This window comes from Lentzea pudingi, assembly GCF_014646255.1.
Taxonomy (GTDB): domain Bacteria; phylum Actinomycetota; class Actinomycetes; order Mycobacteriales; family Pseudonocardiaceae; genus Lentzea; species Lentzea pudingi.
Map to the genome: position 1 here is coordinate 134,055 of NZ_BMNC01000004.1, position 21,952 is coordinate 156,006.

At 70.8% G+C, this 21,952-nt stretch carries 22 protein-coding genes; 16 read left to right on the forward strand and 6 right to left on the reverse strand.

Annotation, left to right across the window (positions count from 1 at the left end):
• Positions 1 to 52: 52 nt before the first annotated feature.
• Positions 53 to 874, forward strand: coding sequence for a MerR family transcriptional regulator (locus IEY88_RS16090; RefSeq protein ID WP_189155576.1), 822 nt, complete (start codon positions 53 to 55; stop codon positions 872 to 874).
• A 19-nt stretch (positions 875 to 893) separates the two neighbouring features.
• Here IEY88_RS16090 and IEY88_RS16095 read toward each other — a convergent pair whose 3' ends face one another.
• The 3 genes from IEY88_RS16095 to IEY88_RS16105 form a co-directional block, all read right to left on the reverse strand.
• Complete coding sequence (locus IEY88_RS16095) at positions 894 to 1,520, reverse strand: GTP pyrophosphokinase (RefSeq protein WP_229693431.1); 627 nt, start codon at positions 1,518 to 1,520, stop codon at positions 894 to 896.
• A 25-nt stretch (positions 1,521 to 1,545) separates the two neighbouring features.
• On the reverse strand, positions 1,546 to 2,517 hold the full coding sequence (locus IEY88_RS16100; RefSeq protein ID WP_189155577.1) for a D-cysteine desulfhydrase family protein: 972 nt from the start codon (positions 2,515 to 2,517) through the stop codon (positions 1,546 to 1,548).
• A gap of 73 nt (positions 2,518 to 2,590) precedes the next feature.
• Positions 2,591 to 3,121 (reverse strand): NUDIX domain-containing protein, encoded by a 531-nt coding sequence (locus IEY88_RS16105; RefSeq protein ID WP_229693432.1) that lies wholly within the window; start codon positions 3,119 to 3,121, stop codon positions 2,591 to 2,593.
• Positions 3,122 to 3,299: 178 nt separating this feature from the next.
• Here IEY88_RS16105 and IEY88_RS16110 point away from each other — a divergent pair, with 178 nt between their 5' ends.
• Both IEY88_RS16110 and IEY88_RS16115 read left to right on the forward strand, forming a co-directional pair.
• Positions 3,300 to 3,650, forward strand: coding sequence for a hypothetical protein (locus tag IEY88_RS16110; protein ID WP_189155578.1), 351 nt, complete (start codon positions 3,300 to 3,302; stop codon positions 3,648 to 3,650).
• A gap of 65 nt (positions 3,651 to 3,715) precedes the next feature.
• Complete coding sequence (locus tag IEY88_RS16115) at positions 3,716 to 4,774, forward strand: transcriptional regulator (RefSeq protein WP_189155579.1); 1,059 nt, start codon at positions 3,716 to 3,718, stop codon at positions 4,772 to 4,774.
• Here IEY88_RS16115 and IEY88_RS16120 read toward each other — a convergent pair.
• Complete coding sequence (locus IEY88_RS16120) at positions 4,707 to 6,050, reverse strand: IucA/IucC family protein (protein ID WP_189155580.1); 1,344 nt, start codon at positions 6,048 to 6,050, stop codon at positions 4,707 to 4,709. The genes IEY88_RS16115 and IEY88_RS16120 overlap by 68 nt on opposite strands.
• A 22-nt stretch (positions 6,051 to 6,072) precedes the next feature.
• Here IEY88_RS16120 and IEY88_RS16125 point away from each other — a divergent pair, with 22 nt between their 5' ends.
• A complete protein-coding gene (locus tag IEY88_RS16125; RefSeq protein ID WP_229693433.1) occupies positions 6,073 to 7,512 on the forward strand; it encodes an IucA/IucC family protein in 1,440 nt (479 codons plus the stop codon).
• 78 nt (positions 7,513 to 7,590) lie between these two features.
• Positions 7,591 to 9,297: an AfsR/SARP family transcriptional regulator gene (locus IEY88_RS16130; protein WP_229693434.1), complete on the forward strand. Its 1,707-nt coding sequence runs from the start codon at positions 7,591 to 7,593 to the stop codon at positions 9,295 to 9,297.
• 129 nt (positions 9,298 to 9,426) lie between these two features.
• Here IEY88_RS16130 and IEY88_RS16135 read toward each other — a convergent pair whose 3' ends face one another.
• Entirely contained in the window at positions 9,427 to 11,868 is a 2,442-nt protein-coding gene (locus IEY88_RS16135) for a transglycosylase domain-containing protein (protein ID WP_229693435.1), read from the reverse strand.
• Positions 11,869 to 12,144: 276 nt separating this feature from the next.
• Here IEY88_RS16135 and IEY88_RS16140 point away from each other — a divergent pair, with 276 nt between their 5' ends.
• The 8 genes from IEY88_RS16140 (at position 12,145) to IEY88_RS16175 (ending at position 19,453) form a co-directional block, all read left to right on the forward strand.
• Positions 12,145 to 12,891: a lysozyme gene (locus IEY88_RS16140; protein WP_229693436.1), complete on the forward strand. Its 747-nt coding sequence runs from the start codon at positions 12,145 to 12,147 to the stop codon at positions 12,889 to 12,891.
• 3 nt (positions 12,892 to 12,894) lie between these two features.
• Positions 12,895 to 14,067, forward strand: coding sequence for a putative glycoside hydrolase (locus IEY88_RS16145; protein WP_189155582.1), 1,173 nt, complete (start codon positions 12,895 to 12,897; stop codon positions 14,065 to 14,067).
• A 111-nt stretch (positions 14,068 to 14,178) separates the two neighbouring features.
• A complete protein-coding gene (locus tag IEY88_RS16150) occupies positions 14,179 to 14,799 on the forward strand; it encodes a hypothetical protein (RefSeq protein WP_189155583.1) in 621 nt (206 codons plus the stop codon).
• Complete coding sequence (locus tag IEY88_RS16155) at positions 14,796 to 15,503, forward strand: putative universal stress family protein (RefSeq protein ID WP_189155584.1); 708 nt, start codon at positions 14,796 to 14,798, stop codon at positions 15,501 to 15,503. The genes IEY88_RS16150 and IEY88_RS16155 overlap by 4 nt, the downstream gene beginning before the upstream one ends.
• Positions 15,504 to 15,519: 16 nt before the next feature.
• A complete protein-coding gene (locus tag IEY88_RS16160; protein ID WP_229693437.1) occupies positions 15,520 to 16,401 on the forward strand; it encodes a DUF3152 domain-containing protein in 882 nt (293 codons plus the stop codon).
• Positions 16,398 to 17,564, forward strand: a complete 1,167-nt coding sequence (locus IEY88_RS16165) for a glycosyltransferase (RefSeq protein ID WP_189155585.1) — start codon at positions 16,398 to 16,400, stop codon at positions 17,562 to 17,564. Before IEY88_RS16160 ends, IEY88_RS16165 begins: the two co-directional genes overlap by 4 nt.
• A 65-nt stretch (positions 17,565 to 17,629) precedes the next feature.
• Complete coding sequence (locus IEY88_RS16170; RefSeq protein ID WP_189155586.1) at positions 17,630 to 18,160, forward strand: hypothetical protein; 531 nt, start codon at positions 17,630 to 17,632, stop codon at positions 18,158 to 18,160.
• Positions 18,161 to 18,226: 66 nt separating this feature from the next.
• Positions 18,227 to 19,453, forward strand: a complete 1,227-nt coding sequence (locus tag IEY88_RS16175; protein ID WP_189155587.1) for a glycosyltransferase — start codon at positions 18,227 to 18,229, stop codon at positions 19,451 to 19,453.
• On the opposite strand, the gene IEY88_RS16180 is transcribed toward IEY88_RS16175, so the two are convergent.
• Entirely contained in the window at positions 19,428 to 20,498 is a 1,071-nt protein-coding gene (locus IEY88_RS16180) for a glycosyltransferase (protein WP_189155588.1), read from the reverse strand. The genes IEY88_RS16175 and IEY88_RS16180 overlap by 26 nt on opposite strands.
• 511 nt (positions 20,499 to 21,009) lie before the next feature.
• Between IEY88_RS16180 and IEY88_RS16185 the strand changes: the two genes are divergently transcribed.
• The 3 genes from IEY88_RS16185 (at position 21,010) to IEY88_RS16195 (ending at position 21,949) form a co-directional block, all read left to right on the forward strand.
• Entirely contained in the window at positions 21,010 to 21,246 is a 237-nt protein-coding gene (locus IEY88_RS16185; protein ID WP_089917997.1) for a hypothetical protein, read from the forward strand.
• A 130-nt stretch (positions 21,247 to 21,376) separates the two neighbouring features.
• Positions 21,377 to 21,661, forward strand: coding sequence for a hypothetical protein (locus IEY88_RS16190; RefSeq protein ID WP_189155589.1), 285 nt, complete (start codon positions 21,377 to 21,379; stop codon positions 21,659 to 21,661).
• A gap of 123 nt (positions 21,662 to 21,784) precedes the next feature.
• Positions 21,785 to 21,949, forward strand: a complete 165-nt coding sequence (locus IEY88_RS16195) for a hypothetical protein (protein WP_189155590.1) — start codon at positions 21,785 to 21,787, stop codon at positions 21,947 to 21,949.
• Positions 21,950 to 21,952: the final 3 nt, after the last annotated feature.

The window sequence follows — 21,952 nt, forward strand, 5'->3', positions numbered from 1 at the left end:
AACCATCATTTCTTGACCCTCACACCGTGTCAGCCCCTACACAGGAGCAGTCATGTTCACCATCGGAGACTTCGCCCACCTGGGGCGCGTGTCGGTGCGGATGCTGCGCCACTACGACGCGGTCGGGTTGCTCCCGCCGGCCCACGTCGACCCGTCCAGCGGCTACCGCTTCTACACCGCCCTGCAGTTGCAACGGCTGAACCGCCTCGTCGCGCTGAAGGACCTCGGTCTGACGCTCGACCAGGTCCGTGTCGTGCTCGACGAAAAGCTTTCCGTCGAACAGTTGCACGGCATGCTTTCGTTGCGGCGAGCCGAGCTGCGGCAACAGATCCTCGCGGACTCCTCGCGGCTGCGCCGGGTCGAAGCACGTCTCCGCGCCATCGAAAGGGAGGGCGCCATGCCCACCGACGAGATCGTCGTGAAGTCCGTCCCCGCCGTCCGGGTCGCCCGCCTGACGGCGACCGCCGCGTCGTACGGGCCCGAGGACATCGGCCCGGTCATCCAGCCGCTGTACCCGCAGCTCTTCGAACGCCTCGGCCGCGCGGGAGTCACGCCGGCCGGCCACGGCATCGCCACCTACGAGTCCGCTGCCGGTGACGAGGTGCTCGTGCGGGCCGGCGTGACCGTGGCCGTCGACCCGTCCCCGGCCTACGACTTCGAGGTCGTGGACCTGCCCGCGCTCGCGGAGGCGGCGACGATCGTGCACCGCGGCACGATGGACGACGTCGACACCTCGTACCAGGCCGTCGCGGCGTGGATCGAGGCACACGGGTACAAGCAGAACGGGCTCGCCCGGGAGGTGTACCTGAACTACGGCGAGGGTGACCCGGCGGACTGGGTGACCGAGCTGCAGCTGGAGATCACCAAGGTCTGAGTGCGCGATGGTCGCGGTGTCAGTCCTGGTGGATGCGCCGGTGGAGTGACTCCATGCGTTCGTCGAGCTGCGCCGCGATCATCGCCGTCGACATCAGCTCGCCCACGAAGTCCGCGGGCGGGCTGTCGTCGTACTTGTAGAACAGCTTGTGCTCCAGCGTCGCCCAGAAGTCCATCGCGATGGTGCGCAGCTGCAGCTCCACCTTCACGTGCTCGACCCGGTCCGACAGGAACACCGGGATCCGCACGATCAGGTGCAGGCTGCGGTACCCGTTGGGCTTCGGCTGCGCGATGTAGTCCTTGGTGTGCAGGATCTCCACGTCGTGCTGCCGCGCGAGCATCGCCTTGACGCGGTACACGTCCGACACGAACGGGCAGATCACCCGCACGCCCGCGATGTCGTCGAGCCAGTCGCCGATCGAGTCGAGGTCGAGCGGAAGACCCTTGCGGCGCAGCTTCTCCAGGATGTTCTCGGGTTTTTTCACCCGATTGGTGATGTGTTCGATCGGGTCGTGCCGGTGGACCGAGTCGAACTCCTCACTCAGGATGCGGAGCTTCGTCATGAGCTCCTCGATCGCGAACTTGTAGACGAGCAGCCGTCTTTCGAGGTCGCGCAGTACACCCAGATGGTCGGCCAGATCGGTCACCACACCAGAGTACTGATCACGGCCTTCAGAACTGCGCGACGGCCTCGGGCGCGTAGCCGTAGAAGCCGGGGAGACCACCGGTGTGGAGGAACACGACGGGCACGTCGCTCCTCGGGGCGATCTCGCGGAACTTCACCGCGGCCTTGCCGGTGTAGACCGGGTCGAGGAGCACGCCCTCGGTCTCCGCGAAGAGCTTCAGCGCGTTCCACATCTCCGGCGTCGGCACGCCGTAGCCCGGGCCGATGGTGTCGTCGGTCACCGTGACGTGGCCGAGCTTCGGGGCCTGCTCGCCGAGGAGGGTGGCGGCGGCCGCGGCGAGGGTGCGCAGTTCGGCCTCGGCTTCGGCGGCGGTGTGGGAGACGCTCGCGGCGTGGACGGTGCCGCCCCAGCCGAGCAGTTCGGTGCCCAGTGCGATGCCCGCGGCCGTGGCGCCGCTGCCGTCCGGGACGACGATGGTGGCCCTGTCGATGCCTTGGTCGTGGAGCTGGCCGACCAGTTCCACGGCCGCGGCGACGTAGCCGAGGGTGCCCAGGCCGTTCGAACCGCCCACGGGCAGGGTGACGGCCCTGTCGTGGTTGATCTTCTCGTACGTCTGGACGGTCTCGTCGGCGTCCGCGCAGACGTGCACGTTCGCCCCGAACATGTGGTCCAGCACGACGTTGCCGGACCGCTCGTACGCGTCGCCCTTCATCGGCACCTTGGCCGTCAGCACCAGTTCGCAGCGCAGGCCGAGCTTCGCGCACGCCGCCGCGGTCTGGCGGCCGTGGTTGGTCTGCAGCGCGCCGAACGTGATGATCGTGTCCGCGTCCTGCTCGATCGCCTGGCCCAGCAGGAACTCGAGTTTGCGCAGCTTGTTGCCGCCCGCGCCGAGGCCGTTGACGTCGTCGCGCTTGATCAGGACCGGCGGGGAGCCGAGCGCGGCCGCGAGCCTCGGAGCGGCCTCCAGCGGCGTCGGCCAGTTGCCCAGGGACACTCGGGGGAACGCGCTCAGATCCATGGGGCGAGCTTAATCGCCTCGTGTTCGGCGGGGGGTGTCTCCGACTCCGGGGCAGCGGCGGGACGATCCGCGCCTAGACCTCCCTGCCGAACTCGGCGTACCGCGTGGAACCGCTCTCAAGGGCGCTGAGAGCGAGCGTGAGGCGTCGGTGGAGTGAGGGGTAGATGCTGGGCTCCGCCTCGGCCAGCGTGAGGTACAGGACGCCTTCCAGCTCGGGATCGCGCGCCGTCGCGCCGTCCACGACGCCACCGTCGAAGACGAACTGGTGGCAGTCGCGCCAGACACCGTTGCGCGGCGTCCAGTCCACCACCAGCAGCCGTCCCAGCGGCACGGTGAGGCCGAGTTCCTCGTGGATCTCCCGCAGCGTCGCGGCCTTGGGGGACTCGTCGTCCTCGGTCATGCCGCCGGGGATGTCCAGCACCGCCTTGTAGTTCGGCACGACGAACAGCACGCGTCCGGCGGAGTCGCGGATCAGCGCGCCGCCCGCGCACGTCTTGGTGGGCCTGTGGGACGCCACCCCCGGCACGTGCTCCAGCTCGGCCGGACCCTCGTCGAGAACGTCGGCGGCGAATGATGCGGGGTCCCCCGCGTGCAGTGCGGACACCGGCCGATGATCACACCACCGAGTGAATCGCGCACGTGTTGTGCACCGGTTTCGCACTGGTGGGCGGATGTGCCGAGGATGACGGTCCGCAACCAAACGATCGGGGAGTACGCTTGGTGCTGTAACTCCGTGCGATCAATCGCCGATGTCCACGGCAGCATCGGTGGAGGTGACGCCAATGGGGGCAAGTGGTGCCGCCCAGCGCAGACGTGACGGTGGTTCGGCCCCGTGGTCGGTGGTCGGCCTGACCGTCGTGTTCGTGGTGGTGGCCCAGGTCCAGTTCGCCATCGCGATCGCGGAGATGGTCCTGTGGCCGGCCGTGGTCGGGGCGCTGCTGCTGGGTGCGGCGGTCGCGTTCGTGAAGACGGCGCGCAGGCTGCGGCTGGACGACAGCGACTCGTACGAGGCGCCGCCCGAGGTGGCCAAGCCGCTTCCGGCCGAGCACTACGAGAGCCACGTCGACGCCGACGGAAGCCTGGCACGCGCGGTCGGCGAGGTCGTCCACGCGTCACGGCGCTGGCGGGCCTGACAGCTTCATCACGCGGAGGCCGGGCCACGGTGGCCCGGTCATCTCGCCATGTGATCGGGAATGAGATGCCGACGTCTGCCGAGTGGCTCGAAGTGCGCGCTCACCTGCTGCGCCACCGTCATGCGCTGGCCCTGGAGGCCGTCTCGGAGTACCCGGACCTGCCCAGGGTCGCGGGCACACCGCTGCTGACGTCACCGGACTGGATGCCGTCCGCGCCGGTCCCGCTGGCCGATCTCTCCCTGACGCTGACGGACTCGCCGGCGTTGCCGGAACTTCCCGCGACCGCGCTCCCGGACGGGTTCGGCAGCTACTCGGAGGCCATGGCCGCGCTCGCCGCGCCGGCCGTGTTCCAGAACCGCGCGACCTACCGGCTGCTCGGCTTCAGCGGGCGGCAACTGACGTTCGGGCTCGGCACCTACTTCGACGGCATCGACGTCGGTGAGGCCTGCGCGCACGAGTACGCGGAACGGGCCGGCGGGTTGCCGTTGCGCGCGGCGGTCGGCAATCCGTGCACTTCCTCGAATCGGCCGGTCAACGTCGCGATCAGCACGCTGACCCTGCGGCACGACGAGGCTTCCGGGGAGGCGACGTTCTTCCTGCACTGGCGTGACCCGAAGCGCGTCGGGCACGCGGGCGGCATGTTCCAGGTGCTGCCGGTCGGGGTGTTCCAGGGGTCGACCGACGCCGACTTCTCGGTGTGGCACTGCATGATCCGCGAGTTCGCCGAGGAGATGCTCGGGGCGGAGGAGATCCACGAGGCCGACTACGCGGCCTGGCCGTTCGCGTCGAGGCTCACGGCCGCCGCCCGCGTGTTCTACCTCGGCATGGGCGTGGACCCGCTGACGTTCGCCACCGACATGCTGACCGTGGCGGTGATCGAGGCCTCGCGGTTCGACGAGCTGTTCGGCGATCTGGTGTCGCACAACGAAGAAGGCCAGGTGCTGCGCGGGCTCCCGTTCACCGCCGCGAACGTCGAGAGGTTCGTCCACCGCGAACCGACGCAAGCCGCCGGTGCCGCACTGCTGGCGCTGGCCTGGCAGCACCGGGCGGAGCTGCTCAGGGCCGGAACGGGTTCGGCAGGTACGCCCACTTCGTCGTCTCCGGGTCCAGCCGCATCAGCGTGAGTGGCTTGGCGGGCAACGGATCGTGCAGCAGCGCGTGCCGGTCCGGCGTGTCCGGGACCGTGCGCGCCACCACCGCCCACAGGTCGGCGGCCGGGGCGTCGAGCCGGTCGACCAGCCCCGTCAGCGCGGTCGCGAAGAACGTCGCGAACGTCTTGGCGCGCAACGCTTCCGGGCTCGCGTGCAGGCGGGCCGGCAGATCGGCGCGCGGGCTGACGCGGATGTCGGCGAGGTCGCGGTAGATCACCCTGCTGGGTCTGCCGTTCACGAGACCCAGCACCAGGTTCTGCTCGTGCGCCTCCAACGCCACCCCGCGGGCGAGCAGCGTCATCAACGGCGGCACGGTCAGCTCGGCGAACTCCGCGAGCCACCCGATCGGGTCGGTGATCTCGCCCGCGTCCAGCGCGGCCAGGGGAAGCAGGGTCTCGCCCTCGCGGGGCACGGGCCTGTCGCGCAGGACCACGCCGAGCCGCCGGTCCGGCTCACCGTTGGTCAGAACGGCCGCCGACGCCCTGTTGTGCTGCAGTTCGATGCCCTCGACGACGGAGCCCAGGAAGTCCGAGACCGTCGTCGCGGTCGCGATCGACTCGCCGGAGATGTCCCGCACGGCCGAGGTGATCTGGGCGCTCAGCGTCGTCTTGACGTGCCAGGCACCGGTCGAGAGCGTGCGCAGCGCCATCAGCGGGCTGGCCGGCAGGGTGCCCGCCGTGGTGACGTTCAGCCGGTCCGCCTGCCACGGGTGCACCGGGAGCAGGATCCGCTCGCCGTCGCGGAGCTCGCCCGGCCAGTCGCCGAACACCACGTGGTCCGCCGCCGGGTGCAGCCGGAGGTGGACTACCGGACGGTGCTCGGGGCCGTACGCGAGGTGGTCCGCGGCGGTGAACCCGGTGCGGTTGCGGCAGCACGGGTGCAGCGGATGGCCGTCGACGACGCTCTGCTCGTGCTCCTCCAGCGACCTGCTCGCGAACGGGGTCGTGAGCGGGCTCGCCGTGCGGGACAGGGCCAGTCCGGCGACGCTGTGGGCGACCTCCGTGACGAGGCTCTCAGCGTGGCGCCAGCGCAGCGCGGTGAGGAGGTCGACCGGGTGGAGGAAGTCGGCCGGATCGACGCTGACCTGCGGCAACGGTTCGATCGCGAGCGCCCGGCGCAGGCGCGCGAGGATCGCCGCACGAGCTCCCGGCAACGCCTCGATGAACCTTTCGGCGCGTCTTTCGTCCAGTGCGGCGAGGAAGTCGGACTCGACCGGTGTTTGCGTCAGAATGATCTGATCCTGACACATCGCCCGAGGGAAGCGGTCACCGGTGGAAGCGATCACTGATCCCGACGGCATCACCTCGACGGCGCTGCTGAACTGCCTGCGCCGAGAGGTGGGGGAGTGGGCCGAGGGCACGATCCGGCTGCCCCGCACCGGCACGCTGCTGCGCGTGCGGGAGGGCCGCTGGCTGTCGGACCCCGAGGTGTTCGCCGGGTCGTGGCAGCCGTTGACGTGGCACGAGCTCGCGGTGCTCATCACCAAGGAGCTCGGTGATCCGCCGGTCGGTTTCCTGGACGAGATCGCGGGCTCGCGATCGGCCATCGCCGCCGTGCTCGACGCCCGTGGCGCCCCACCCGCCGACCTCTACCAGCGTTCCGAGCAGGCGTTGGTCGCCGGTCACCGCTATCACCCGGCGCCGAAGGGCCGCGGCGGGCTGCCGGCGTCGGAGTGGCTGCCGTACTCGCCCGAGGTGCACGCTCGTTTTTCGTTGGCACAGCTGGAAGGCGCGTTCGCCGACGACGGCGAGGTGCCGTTGCCTCCCGGTGTGCTGCCTGCGCATCCGTGGCAGCTTTCCCTGCTGGGGCTGGAAGGCGCGGCCACCGGGCCCGAGGTGTGGCCGACGTCCTCGGTGCGCACGGTCTACGACCCGGCCGCCGACCTTTTCTACAAGTTCAGCCTCGACGTGCGGATCACCAACGACGTGCGGCGGTTGTGGGCGCACGACCTGCGGTGGATCCCGCCGCTCGCCCGCCTGCTGGGACCGGTGTTCTCCGACATCGCCTCGGTCTTCCCCGGCGCCGCCTTCCTGGTCGACCGCGGCTACCGGACCTCACCGGACTCGTTCGAGGGCCTGGCCGTCGTCGTGCGCGACGGCCTCCGGCGGCACGTGCTGCCCGGCGTGACCCCGTTGCTGGCGGCCGGGATCAGCGAGGGTTTCGACGGGAACCCGTTGGACGGCCTGGACTCCGACGGCGCGCTGCGGTGGTTCCGGCAGTACGTGTCGGTCGTCGTCCCGCCCGTGCTGCACGCGTTCTTCGCGCACGGGGTCGTGATGGAGTGCCACCTGCAGAACGTTCTGGTGGGTGTGGACGCCGCGGGCATGCCGGTGCAGGCGATCTTCCGCGACCCCGAGGGCATGCGGCTGCTGCCCCGCCACGCCGAGCTGCTGTCCTCAATGGACGGAGCGGACGGGTCGCGCGGGGTCTCCGAGGCGAAGGGCTGGGAGCGGCTGCGGTACTGCCTGGTCGTCAACCACCTGATCGAGATTGCCGGTGCGGTGCTCGACCGGCATCCCGGTCTCGACGTGTGGGCGGAGGCACGGTCCGTTTTCGTCGCTTACGCCCGTGATCACGGATACGACCTGGTCCTGTCGTTGCTGACGAACCGGTTCGTGCCGGCGAAGGCCAACCTGCTGCTGCGCTGGACGCGCGCGGAGGGCGCCGCGAGCCGCTACGTCGACTGCCCGAACCCGTTGCTCCAGGAATAGCTCCTTTCGTTGCGACCGGCGCGGCAACCTGGACGCACGCTGCCGCGTGAAGGATGCGTGCTGTGTCTCTTGGGGGAAGTGAGCGCGGGCCCGGTGGACCTGGGTGCGCCCAGGCAGCGATGCGTCCTCGCGGCGCTCGCGGTCGACGCGGGGAAGGTCGTGCCGGTCGACCGGCTCGTGGGCCGGGTCTGGGGTGCCGACGCGGCGCCACGGGCGCGGACGACCCTGCACAGCTACGTGTCGCGGCTGCGGCGGGTGGTGGCCGCGATCGGCGGGCTCGCGATCGAGCACCGGTCGGGCGGGTACGTCCTGACCGGGGACGCGATCGACCTGCTGAGGTTCCACGACCTGCGCGCGCGGGCCCGGGCCGGTGACGCGGCCGGGCTGTTGACCGAGGCACTGGCCCTGTGGCGGGCGGAGGCCCTGACCGGTCTCGACGGCGAGTGGGCGCGGGAGGAACGCGACCGGCTGGAGCAGGAACGGCTGGCGGCGTCGCTCGAGCTGGTCGACGCGCGGCTGGAGGCCGGTGAGGGCGGGGAGCTGGTCGCCGAGCTGGCCGCACGGGCCGCGTGCCACCCGTTGAACGAGCGCGTCGCACGCCAGTTCCTGTTGGCGCTGCACCGGTCCGGGCGCAGCATCGACGCGCTGGAGCACTACCGGCACACCCGGGAGCGGTTGCGGGCGGAGCTGGGCACCGGGCCCTCGTCCGCGTTGCGCGAGCTGCACCAGCGGATCCTCGTCGCCGATCCCCTTCTCGTCACGCCGGTGGTCCCGGTGGTGCCGCGTCAGCTGCCCCCGGAGCCCACGACGTTCGTCGGCAGGCAGGAGGAACTGGGCCGCCTCGACGCCGCGACCGCGGTCGTCTCGGCGATCGTGGGCACGGGAGGCATCGGCAAGACCAGCCTCGCGTTGCGGTGGGCGCACCGCAACGCGGGCCGGTTCGCCGACGGCCAGCTGTTCATCGACCTGCGCGGCTTCTCCCGGGCGGAGGAGCCCATGGACGTCGGGGAGGCGCTGGGAGGCCTGCTGCACGCGCTGGCCGTCGAACCCGCCCGCATCCCCGCCGGCACCCAGGCCCGCTCGGCGTTGTTCCGCTCGCTCGTCGCGGGCAGGCGGATGCTGCTGGTGCTCGACAACGCGGCGAGCACCGACCAGGTCGTGCCGTTGCTGCCCGGCACCGAGCTGTGCCGGGTGGTCGTGACGAGCCGCAACCGGTTGCCCGGCCTGATCACCCGGTACGAGGCCGACCACCTGGTGCTGACCGAGCTCGGTGACGCCGAGTCGCGGGCGTTGCTCACCGGCCGGCTCGGCGCCGGGCGGCTGGAGGCCGAACCGCGCGCCGCGGCCCGGGTGATCGCGATGTGCGGCGGGTTCCCGCTGGCGCTGAACATCGTCGTCGCGCACGCCCAGATCCGGCGGGGCCTGCCGCTCGCGACCCTCGCCACCGAACTGCGCGACGCCGTCATCGACGTGCTCGACAGCGAGGAACCCTCCGCCAGCCTCCCCGCCGTGCTGTCCTGGTCGTTGCACGCCCTGAGCCCGTTGCAGCGCGAGGCGTTCGCGGTGCTCGGCACCGCTCCTGGCCCCGACATCGGCGTGGCCGCCGTGGCCGGTCTTCTCGGCGTCGCACCGGCGGAGGCCCGGCAGGTGTTGCGCGCGTTGGAGGAGGCTTCCTTGCTGTGCCAGGACGTTCCGGGTCGATGGCGGATGCACGGGCTGGTGCGCGCCTACGCCGGCACGCGGGTACGGCGACTGCTCACCCGTGCCGCCACCTCCGTCGTGTGATCACAGGAGGAGGTGCGCTCACCACTTCCCGGCCCTTCCGCTCTGTCCGTCACTGCTTCTACCCGGTGGGCCGCGCGAATGGTTGCCCGCCGGGGAAGAAGCCGTGAGAACAGGTGGTGAGGGCGATTCTCACCGGGTGGGCGGAGCCGGCTCCGGGGCGGACGACTCCGGGACGGGCGGCGCCACGGCGGCGGGGGGCGGGGTCTCGCTCGCGGGCGGGGTCTCGGTCCGGGACGGCGCGGGCCCCGAACTGACCGAGAGCGTCACCTTCATCCCCCTCATCGCCACGCCGCGCAACGACTGCGCCACCACGGCGCCACGCGGTTGCGGAGCGCTGACGGACACGGTGGTCACCTCGTAGCCCGCGTCGCGCAGCATCGCCGACGCCTTGTCGACGCCCGACCCGACGACGTCCGGCACGTTCATCTTCCCGTCGCCGTGCCGGTAGCGGTCCTCCACCTGGGGCAGGGGCTTCTCCGGCAGGTCGGCGTGCGCCTTCATCATCGTGTCGAACCAGGTGGCCGCGGGCACGGTGCCGCCGTAGATGTTGCCCTCCGAGCACAACGTGGGCGGTCCCGAGCCGATGCAGATGCCCTTGGGCGACGTGCTGTCGTTGAACACCTGGACGGCGCCGGCGTAGTCGGGGGTGGCGCCGATGTACGCCGCCGACTTGTACTCCTCGGTCGTCCCGGTCTTGCCCATCATCGGCCGCGTCCAGCCTGCCTTGCGGGCCGAGTACGCGGCGGTGCCCATGCCCTTGCTGTCCTCGCCGAGACCGACCGCCAGGGCGTTCGCGAGTGGTTCGGGCACCGCCTGTTCGCACGGGAGCTTCTTCAGCTCGACGGGCTTGCCGTCCCGGTCGACGATCTTCTTGACCGGGGTCGGCGGGCACCACGTGCCGCCGCTCATGATCGTGGCGGCGACGTTGGCGAGCTCCAGAGTGCTCGACGGCGCGGGGCCGAGGGTGAACGACGCGTTGCCGTTGCCGGCGTAGAACTGGGCCTGGGTGACGCGGAGGTCCTTGGCGGCCTTGGGATCCGGTGCGACGCCCGCGATGTTCGTCGCCATCGTCCTGCGCATGCCGAGCCGGGACGCCATGTCCACGACCGTGTCGAGGCCGACCTGTTCCTCCAGGATCACGAACGCCGTGTTGGGCGAGGTCGCCAGCGCCTGCCGCAGCGGCATCTGCGGGGGGTAGCGGTCGTTGTGGTTGGCCAGGCAGTACCAGTACGTGCTCGGTTCCCCTGTGGACGGACAGTTCGGGGCGCCGCCCTTGAAGACCCGTGAGGTGTAGGTGTTGGGCGAGGCGATGACGGTGTCGATGCCGATGCCCTTCTGCAGCGCGGCGGCCGCGGTGAAGACCTTGTAGACCGACCCCGTGCCGAACTTGTTCTCCACGCCGCTGGGCAGGTCGAACTGGGTCTGGAACTCGTCCTTCTTCAGCCCGTAGTCGCGGTTGGCCACCAGCGCCACGACCTCGTGCGCGTCCTTGCCGGGACGCACGACCGCCATCGTGTTCGCCACACCGGGAGTGGTCTTCGGCGCCTGCGCCTCGACCGCCTGCTTGGCGTACTCGGTGATCTTCGGGTCCAGCGTGGTCTCGATCCGGTAGCCGCCGATCTTGAGCTCCTCCAGGTCGAACCCCGCCTCGGTGAGGTGCTGGACCAGGAACGAGCAGAAGAACCCGTACGACGGCCCGGCGCCCACGCAGCCGGTCTGCAACGTGCGCACCGGCTCGCTCAGCCCGAGAGGCGCCGCCTTGAACGTGTCGGCCTCCTCCCGCGACAGCTTCTCCTCCGCCAGCATCGCGTCGATCACGAGGTTCCTGCGCTCGATCGCCTTGTCCGGGCGGGCCTCGGGGTCGAGCGCCGTGGGACTGTTCACCATGCCCGCGAGCGTGGCCGCCTGCGGGACGGTCAGCTTGTCCGGAGTCGTGTCGAAGTAGGCCTGCGAGGCGGCCGCGACACCGAAGATCGTCGAGCCGAACGGGACCAGGTCGAGGTACCGGCCGAGGATCTCGTCCTTGCTCAGCACCGTTTCCAGGCCGACGGCGATGCGTGCCTCGCGGAGCTTGCGGGTGATGCTCTGTTCCTGGGCGAGCCGCTGCGCGTTCTTGTCGGTGCGGGCGAGCACGTGCACGAGGTAGTTCTTCACGTACTGCTGGGTGAGCGTGGACGCGCCCTGTTCCACCGCTCCGCTGGACTTGTTGCGCGCGGCCGCGCGGAGGGTCGCCAGCCAGTCGACGCCGTGGTGGTCGTGGAAACGGCGGTCCTCGATCGCGAGCAACGCGGTCTTCATGTGCGGGGAGAGCTTGTCCGGTGGCGTTCGCACGCGATATTGGTCGTAGAGGTACGCGATCGGCGCGCCGTCCTTGTCCGTCACCGTCGTCATCAACGGCGGGTGGTCGGTCACCATGAGCGCGAGAGTGGACGCCACCTGGTCGCTGACCTTGTTCGAGATGGCACCGAGCGATCCCGCTACGGGGAAGAGCATCCCGGCGAGAACGACGCCGGCGAGCGCGCACAGCCCCGCGAGCTTGGCTACGCAGGGCCCGATCCTCTTGCGATCCACCGTCAGACTCCCCTCACTGAACCAGGTTCTGACGGTTACCCGGCGAAATCGCGATCAGGCGCCCACATCGAATGAACTGTGATCCGGAAACCGTTACCTGGCGTGGCCGAACGGCATTTCGCTCACTCGCTCGTGTCAACAAATCGGTGTCCGGTTTTTCCGTTACTGCGACGGGTAGCTGGCGAACAGAACCATTCACGCACCTGGGAGGAACCGATGTCCCCGCAACCACGGGCCCGCCGTCGTGGCGTTCGCACCGCTTCGATCATCTTGGTCATGAGCGTGCTGAGCCCCTCGCCCGCGCTGGCCGAAGGCTCCGAAGACCACGCCGCAGGCTCCCAGATAGCCAAGCACGAAGGTACCGGCGAGATGCTGATGACGCCTCCGGCGCTCGAGGCGGCGGGCCGGGTGGACGGCATCGACGTCAGCAGCCATCAGGGCAATGTGGACTGGGGGCACTGGTGGCGCGCGGGGAAGAGGTTCGTCTACATCAAGGCGACCGAGGGCACGAACTACCGCAACCCCAAGTTCACCCAGCAGTACAACGGATCCGCCTCGGTCGGCATGATCAGGGGCTCCTACCACTTCGCCCTGCCGAACCGCTCCGACGGCGCCTCGCAGGCACGGTTCTTCGTGCAGAACGGCGGTGGCTGGTCGCGTGACGGCCGGACGCTGCCGGGCGTGCTCGACATCGAGTACAACCCCTACGGCGGCGACACCTGCTACGGCCTGAGCCACGCCGCGATGGTGGGCTGGATCCGCAGCTTCAGCGACACCTACCACGCGCTCACCAAGCGCTGGCCCGTGATCTACACCTCCGCGCAGTGGTGGGACAAGTGCACCGGCCGCGGCGGCGACTTCAGCTCCACCAACGCGTTGTGGGTTGCCCGGTACTCGGCGTCGGCGGGCCCGATGCCGTTCAAGTGGCCGTTCCACACCATCTGGCAGTACACGTCGTCGCCGATCGATCAGAACGTCTTCAACGGCGGACCTGACCGGCTGGCCGCGCTGGCCACGGGGTGAGCCGTGAACGCCCCGCCGCGCAGGTCGGAGCTCATCGTGCTCGTCTACCTCGCCGTCGTCTGCTCGCTGACGGCCACGGCGATGGCGGTCGTGGTGCACCACAAGAGCTTCGGGCTCGCCGTCGACGGCCTGGAGGACGGTGTGGTCGTCCAGGCGGACGCCGTGCGGGAGGCCGGCGTCACCGCCGACGACCCATCCACTCTGGACCGGATCGACGTGTTCGTCGACGGCGAGGAGATCGCCACGCGCCGCGACGGCGACAGGTTGCGGTTCACCGGCTTCGAACCGGCCGAAGGGGAGCACACCGTCCGCGTCCGGGTGCGCGACACGACCATGCTGGGGATGGAGGCCGAGCTCGAGCACACCTTCACGGTCGACGACACCGCACCGGAGCTCACCGTGGACCGGGCCGGGACGGCGGACCCCCGTTCGCCGGTCACGATCCGGGGTACCGCCGAGGGTGCGGAATCCGTCCGCGTGGCCGAGAGCCCGGCGACGCTGGTCGGTGGCGCGTTCGAGGCCACGGTGCCGTCGTCGGCGACGGTGTTCGTGGAAGCCCGCGACTCGGCCGGCAACACGACCCGGCGACGGGTGGCGGTGCCGGCGCGGCGACCCGAGACGCGGGTGATCCGCCTCAGCGCGGACGACTGGATGTCGGGCCAGGCGCGTGAGGCGATGTTCCGGCGTGCCCGGCAGGGCGAGATCGACACGGTCGTGCTCGACGTCAAGGACGAGAGCGGCCGGGTCCTGCACCACTCCGGGGTGCCGCTGGCCCAGCGGGTCGGCGCGGTCGACGTCCGCTACGACCTCCGGGCCGCCGTCCGCGAGTTGCACGGCGCCGGACTGCGCGCGGTGGCACGGGTGGTCGCGTTCCGCGATCCGGTGCTGGCCCGCGCGTCGTGGCGGGCCGGGATGAGGGACCACGTGCGGGACGGCTCGCTCGTGCTCACCAACCCCGCCCACCCCGAGGTCCGCGGCTACGTCGTGGCCCTCGCCCGGGAGGCCGTGGCACTCGGGTTCGACGACGTGGTGCTCGACCACGTCGGGGGCCAGGAGGCCGAGGGTTTCCTCGCCGAGGCGTGGGAGGCGGTACGCGCCGCCGGTGCCTGTCTCGGAGCCGTCCTGCCCCAGGGCGCCGAGGACGTCGACTTCGTCGTTCCCGGTGACACTCCGTGAGGAATTCACTAGAGAGAGTGCTTGCTGGGTCAAGAATGACTGGCCGGCTTTCCCGGGGGTATTTGCCCAGTACAACGCACGTTCGCCCACGTTCGGGAAAGGACAGGGGCAATGGATGTCGAAGACCTCCTGAACGAGGGCCCGCAGGTGTTCCGCACGCGGTGGCTCGGCTACGACCGCCGCCAGGTCGACGAGGAGCTCGCCCGGCTGGAGGCGCAGGCCGAGGTCGCGTGGGCCGACCGCGACGCCGCGCTCGCCACGGCCGAGGACCTGGCCCGGCACCTCGAGGAAGCGCGGACGGAGCTCAACGAGTACCGGACGCTGCACGCGGGGCACAGCAAGGACGACACCGTCTCCGGGTGCATCCGCTATCTGCTGCACTCCGCGCGCCGCAAGGTCGAGGAGATCGAGGCCGAGGCCCGGTCGCGTGCCGAGCAGGCGGTGGGCCGGGCGCAGGAGGCCGCCGACCAGCAGGCCCGGTTGCTGGAGGAAGTCGAGCAGGAGTCCCAGCGCAGGCTCGCCGAGGCGGGCAGCCGGGCGCGGGAGATCGTCGGTGAGGCACTGCGGGAGTCGCGTGCCGTGCTCGCGGAGGTCGCGGAACGGCAGCGGCTGCTCGAACAGTGGTACGCGGCCGTCGGGTCGGAACCGGGCCTGCCGCTGCCGAGGCGGTCGGAGGCCCTGCCCGCCCACGAGGCGGACGTCGACACCGGCACGATGAGCGTGACGTCATGACCGCCGTCCTCAACTCCGCCCGCCTCTCCACGACCTGCGTGGTCGTCGACGTCCGTGATGCCGGGGTGATCGGTGTCCGCTGGGCGGCGGCGTGCGCGAGCGCCCTCGACGTGGGTCTGGTCGTGCAGGCGGGGCCGAAGGGCGATCCCGTGCACGCCGACGTCGCGAGGCTGCTGGCCGAGCACCCCGACCTGTCCGTCCACTTCGAACACGAGGGTCGCCCGCCCGGCCGCTGGGAAGGCGGTCTGGTGGTGATCTCCCGGTCCCGGGCCAAGGCCGCGCCACCGCTCGCCGGCCAGGACGAACGCGACGTCGTGGTCGTCACCGGCCCGCCCGCCGCGATCGCGGGCCGGTTCGGCGTGGTCACCGCCGTCATCTGCGCCGTGGGAGGCGAGGGCGTGCTGCACCGGGCCGTCGCCTTCTGCCGCCTCCGGCAGGCCACTCGCCTGCGTGTGCTCGCACGCCCGTACCCCGGTGCCACTCCCGCGCTCGACGACATCGCGGACCGCGTCCACGCCGTGGCGCCCGACGTCATCGTCGAACTCGTGCGGGAACCCAGGTCGGTCCAGGTGGAGACGCGCACGCACCCGAGCGACCTGCTCGTCGTGTCCGGCCGGGAACGCGGCCCGGCGGAAGGCCTTCAACCGGGCGCGCGCGCGGCGCTGCACCACGCGCAGTGCCCGGTGCTGTTCAGCTGCGTGTGACAGGGGGAGTGACCTCATGACCGTCGGCAGAATCTTCATTTTCGTGTTCGCCTCGATGCTCGCCGGGGTGATGATCGGCATGCTGGGCAACCTTCCTCCCGGCGAACCCGCGCTGGAGAACGTCGCCGGACCGCGCGTGCCCTCCGTCGCCACCGTGTCGGTGCGGCAGGCCCCGTCCTCGGCTGCTCCCGTCCCGTCCTCGTCGTCGCCTTCGCCGGCGCCCCCGTCCACGCCGACCCCGGTCGCCCGGGTCAAGCCACGGCCAGGGCCCGAACTGCCGCCGGGACAGGCGGTGCGCGCGGAGGGCGAGGGCTGGTGGCGGACCGTGGCCGGCACCACCGCGCAGGTCGGCGGGGGCCGGGTGCACACCTACTCCGTCGAGGTCGAACAGGGCGCGGTGCTGCCCGCGGAGCAGCGCCGCTTCGCCGAGGTGGTGGACAGGACGCTGGCCGACCCGCGGGGCTGGACGGCGTCGGGCGACCTCGGGTTCCGCCGGGTCGACGTGGAGGAGCCGGACGTGCGGATCCGGCTCACCGCGACGGGGACAGCGCGGTCGATCTGCGGTTTCCAGCTGCCCTACGACACCTCGTGCTACGCCGGTGGCGTGGTCTACGTCAGCGCGCCCCGGTGGTTCCGCGGCGCCGAGTCGTTCGCCGGCGACCTGGCGGGCTACCGGCAGTACGTCGTCAACCACGAGATCGGCCACTTCCTCGGCCGCGGCCACGAACCGTGCCCCGCGGACGGCGCTCCAGCGCCGGTGATGATGCAGCAGACGTTCTCCGTCTCGAACGACCGGCTCGCCGAGATCACCGCCGCCACACCGCAGGGTGTGCACGTTCCCCGTGACGGCAACACCTGTGTCCCGAACCCGTGGCCCACGGCGGCGGTGACCCGGTGAAGATCGCCGTCGTGTCCCTCGCGGCGAACCCGCTGACCGCGTTGCGCGACCCCGACGTCGCCGGAGCACGACTGCGGATCGCCAAGCTGTCCGAGGCGTTGCACCGCCTCGGGCACGAAGTGACCGTCTACACGCGACGGGCGGACTGGCGCCCGCCGGACGTCGTGCGGATCAGTCCAGGGTTCCAGGTCGTGCACGTGCCGGCGGGACCGGAGGAACCGCTGTCCCAGGCCGATGTCGTACCGCACCTCGGGGCGTTCGCCCGGTTCCTCGGCTCGCAGTGGGGCGCCGACCCACCGGACGTCGTCCACGCGCACCACTGGACGTCCGGCCTCGCGGCGGTGCTCGGCACCCGGAACACGGCGATCCCGGCGGTGCAGAGCTTCCACGAGCTCGAAGGCGGTGACCACACCGGCGTCGAACGCCTCGTCGGCCGGGAGGCGACCTGCGTCGTGGCCGCGTCGGAACACGAGATGAAGGCGTTGATGGGCATCGGCCTGCGGCGGTCCGCGATCGTCACCGTCCCGTGGGGTGTCGACGTCGAGGAGTTCGCCACCACCGGTGCTGTCGCGCCCCGCACCGACGTCCCGCGGATCGTCACGGCGGGCAGGCTCGCGCCGCACGACGGTGTCGACGACCTGATCGTGGCGCTGACGAGGACGCACTGGGGCGAACTGGTGATCGCCGGTGGTCCCGCCAGGTCCGAGCTGCCGGAAGACCGGGAGTACCAGCGGTTGCGGGACCTCGCCACGTGCTGCGGCGTCCTGGACCGGGTCACCTTCCTGGGACACGTGCCGCACTCGAAGATGCCCGCGTTGTTGCGATCAGCGGACGTCGTGGCGTGCGCTCAGCACCACGCTCCATTCGGGACCGTGTCCATCGAGGCGATGGCGTGCGGGATTCCCGTGGCCGCCACGGACGTGGGCAGCCTGAGCGACACGGTGGTGCACGGCGTGACCGGGCTGCTGGTCCCGCCGCGGCAGCCTTCCTCGCTGGCGCGGGCGCTGCGCTCGTTGACGGGGAACGGCCTGCGGCATCAGGAGTTCAGCTTCGCGGGGCAGGACCGCGCCCGCACCCGCTACGCCTGGGACCGCGTGGCACTGGAGATGGCCCTGGCCTACCAGCGTGCCGGTCACCCGATGCGGTTGACCTCGGCCCGCTGAGTGCAACGCGCGTTCCTGCGGGTACGCGCCAGGTGACCGAAGATCCGGTGAATCAGGAGGACGACATGAAGACGAGGACGACCGCACTGGTCACGTTGCTCGCGGCGGTTCCGCTGGTGCTCGCTCCCGTCGCCGCCAACGCGGTCGCGTGCCTCGGCAACTTCAGTGACACCGTGGGCACGTTGACGACGATCACGCGCGAGGAGTTCATGTCCCGCGTCTGTGCCGCGCAACTCCAACCGGGGACAGATCGCGAGGACGTGCGGGAGCTCACGGACGTCGTCCTGCCCGAGGCGGTGGCCGGGCTCGGCGGGATGGACCAGATCTACAAGCGCGGCAAACCCGTTGTCGACGGTGCCGTCGAGAAGTGCTACTCGCCGGACGACTACTGCGCTCCCGCCGCGGTCGCCCGGGCGACCCGGTGCATGAAGGACGAACTGCCCGGCGTGGCCATGAACGCGCTCGGCCCCGACGTGCTCGGCTCCACCTGCGAAGGGGTGAAGGCCGCCGCCGGAACGGATCCGCGGGCGTTGCGGGAGAGGGCCCGCGCCGCCGCGGAGTCCTACATCGCCTCCCTGCGCACCGGCCGGCGCTGATCCGGGGTCCTGCCGTCCCCCTGCGCGGCAGGACCCGTGCACCGCGAACCCGTGGAGATGACCAGCGTGAAGATCGCCATGATCTCGTTGCGGGACAACCCGCTGACCGCACTGCACGACCCGGACGCCGTCGGGCAGCGGCGGTACGTCGCGAGGCTGTCGGCGGAACTGCACCGGCTGGGGCACCAGCTGACGATCTACACCCGCCGGGCCGACGCCCGGCTGCCGCACCGGATGCGGGTCGAACACGGCTTCGAGGTCGTGCACGTTTCAGCCGGGCCCGCGCGGAAGCTCTCCCCGGACGACGTCGCGACCCACATCGGGGAGTTCGCGCGGTTCCTGAACGCCCAGTGGACGGCCGACGCGCCGGACGTCGTGCACGCCCACCACTGGACGTCCGGCCTGGCCGCGGTGCTCGGCGCGCGCCGCACGGGCATCCCGGTCCTGCAGAGCTGCCACGGGCTCGTGGGCGGTGAGTCCGGTGAGATCGAGCGGCTCGTGGGGCGCAGCGTGGCCGGGGTGGCCGCCACGTCCTCCCACGAGGCGGACGAGCTCGCGCGGCTCGGCGTGCGCCGGTCCCGCATCTCGGTCGTGCCCTGGGGCGTGGACACGCGGACGTTCACGCCGGAAGGACCGGCCACGGCGCGCACCGGACGGCTCCGGCTCCTCGTCGCGGGCGACCTGAACCCGCAGGCCGGCGTCGACGACCTGATCACCGCGCTCGCCGTGGTGAGCGGCACCGAACTGGTGGTCGCCGGTGGTCCCGACCGGCATTCACTGGCGGGCAACGCGGAGCACGAGCGCCTGCGCGCACTGGCGGCCCGGCACGCCGTCACCGACCGGGTCGGCTTCCTCGGGCACGTGCCGCACTCGCAGATGCCCGCGCTGATCCGGTCCGCGGACGTCGTCGTCTGTCCCCAGCGGCACTCGTCGTCCGGGGCCGGCTCGCTCGAGGCGATGGCCTGCGGCGTGCCGGTGGTGGCAGCGGCGGCGGGCGGCCTGGCCGAGGCCGTGGTGCACGAGGTGACCGGACTGCTCGTGCCGCCGCACACCCCCATGGTGCTCGCGCGGGCACTGAGAGCGCTCCTCGGAGACGAGTTGCGCCGTCAGGAACTCGGGACGGCGGGCCGGGACCGCGTGCTCGTCCGGCACGCCTGGGACCGCGTGGCGCCGGCCGTCGTCCGGGCGTACGAGCGGGTGAGCGGGCCCGAGGTGATCACGGCCCAGCGCAGGCCCCCGAAGGCCGCCGACGAGGCGCGGCGAGCCCTCACCCGCGACGAACGGGGCGAGTGAGGGCGCGGTCGCCGGCGGCACGGCCGTACACGGCCAGGGTCTCGTCCGCGAGCCGCCGCCGCGAGTACCGGCCGGCGACGCGGTCGCGCGCGGCCATGCCGTACCGCTCCCGCTGCGTCTCGTCGTCCAGCAACGACTTCAGCGAGCGCGCCAGCCGCCGGCTGTCGTGCGGCGGGACCAGCTGACCCGTCACGCCCGGCAGGACGATGTCGTTCAGCGCGCCGACCGCCGTGGCCACCACCGGCAGACCGCAGGCCATCGCCTCCAGCACCGCGATGCCGTACCCCTCCTCCGCGGGCGCGCACACCGCGACGTCGGCCGACCTCAGCACCGCCGGTCTGTCCACGCGCGCAATGTCGTTCGCGCTCATCAGCTCCACGTGGTCCACAGTGGACAGAACGGCGCCGACCGCCGCCGAGTGGCCGCTCGGGGAGAGCTCTCCGGTCACGACGACGCGGGCCCGTCCGTCCTGGACCTCGACCGGGCCGTCCGGGGTGAAGAAGGCGGAGTCCACGCCGCTGGGCACCACGGACAGGTGGGACCGCCGCACCCCCATCCGGCACAGCCGTCCGGCCTCGGCCGCGCTCGTGGCGATGAACCACGCCGCCTCGCGGGCGAGCAATGCCTCAGTGCGGCAGCGATGGTCCTCCTCGGGATCACCGAACCCGTGGTAGGACAGCACCACCGGGACCCGGAGGCGGTGCGCGGCGATCACCGCGACCAGCCCGGACGTCCAGTGGTGCGCGTGCACGACGTCCGGGGGACGCGTCCGCCACTGCCTGGTGAGGAACTCGGCGAAACCGCCCAGGTGCGCGACGAGCTCGTCCTCCGTGAGGGGGCGGGCCGGCCCGGCGGACACGTGCACGACTTCGTAACCCTCGTCGGTGCCGGCGCGCGCGGGTGACGCGGGATCGTCGCGCCGGGTGTGCACGACCACCTCGTGCCCCGCGGAACTCAGTCCCGCGCACAGTTCGGCGACGTGGGCGCCCTGTCCTGTGCGTTCCGCCAGCGGGTTTGCCTGTACCGACACCATCGCGATTCGCATTTTCCCGGTCGCATCCTCGGTCCCCAGTGCGATTCCGAGCTGCCGGCTCAACTCGTCCAGATCCGGTGCTGAATGGCCGACCGTATTGCGTGGAGGCATCCGTGACAACCGCGCGCGCATGCCCCTGATCGGCGTGTGCCGGGGCTGATTACCAACCGGACCGCAGTGAAGACGCAGGTCAGGCGTGGTGTCAGTGTCCGAGGCGGGGTCTTGTGGGCAGCCGCAGCGGGGCTGCCCCGACGCGATCGGGGGCAAAACCCACGAGATCTTCACCCTATCGCAGGATGACGAGATGGAATATGCGGATTCCTCCTGCTCAGCTCGTCGGAAACCTCCAAACATCAAGGGCGATTCATCACCCTAAAGTGTGATCCGGGGCAGTCGCGTTCATGCCATCGCGTGATCGCTGATTTGGCTCGTTCTGACCGTTTGGATACGGTCCTGTCGGACTTGCGAACGGTGTCCACCGTCGACGTGGTCCTTTCTGAACAAAATCAACTAGGAGATTTCTGTGCTGAAGAAGGCAGGGGCGGCCGTCGCTATCGCGGGCGCTTTCCTCGGTATTGGTTCCACCGCGCTGGCCGATGCCCCTGAGCTGGACATCACGGACCAGGTGGGCGTCGCCGACCTGAACGACTCCGAGGTCGCCAGCGATCTGAACGCCTGCTTCATCGACGTCAACGTCATCGCGGTGCCGGTGCTGTCGGACAACGACAGCGGCCTCTGCGCCAACCCCGACGACAAGTGACGTGAGGCGGCGCCCACCCCGGTGAGGCGTCGTCCCAGGTGGGGGAGCGGAGCTTTCGACAGGGGTGTCAGCTCCGTTCCCCGTTTCGCACGCGCAGATCACACGACTGGTTCATGAGGAGCAATTCGTCATGCTGAAGAAGGCTTTTGCCGCGGCTGCCGTCGGCGCCGGTTTCCTGATGATGGGTTCCCCGGCGTTCGCGACGCAGGGTGACGCGATGGACGACATGATGGACCTCGCGTCGAGCTACGAGCACGACCACCAGGTGGGCCTCGTCAACATGGAGGACTCCGAGCTGCTCAGCGACATCAACGTCTGCCACGTCGACGTGAACGTCATCGCGGTGCCGCTCTTCTCCAACAACGACGGCGGACCGTGCGTCAACCCCGACATCGAGGCCGACTCGGACCGCTGACCCGCAGCACGTGAAGCGCCCTGCTGGAACGGTCAGCAGGGCGTTTTCGCGCCCATCACCCCATCTGGCGGTTTAGATGCGTTGCCACGTGATCCGTGACCTCACAACTTCACCATTGTGCGCATGACCAGGACGCCGATCTTCGACGAGCTCTACGCCAAGTACGTGGCAGGTGCACCCGCGAGAGACGTGCCGGCACCGCCGACCACGACACCGGCGGTCGAACCGCCCGTGCCCACCTCCTACGCGTGGACGCACCAAGCCCCGCAGTGGCCCGCCGAGAACTGACGA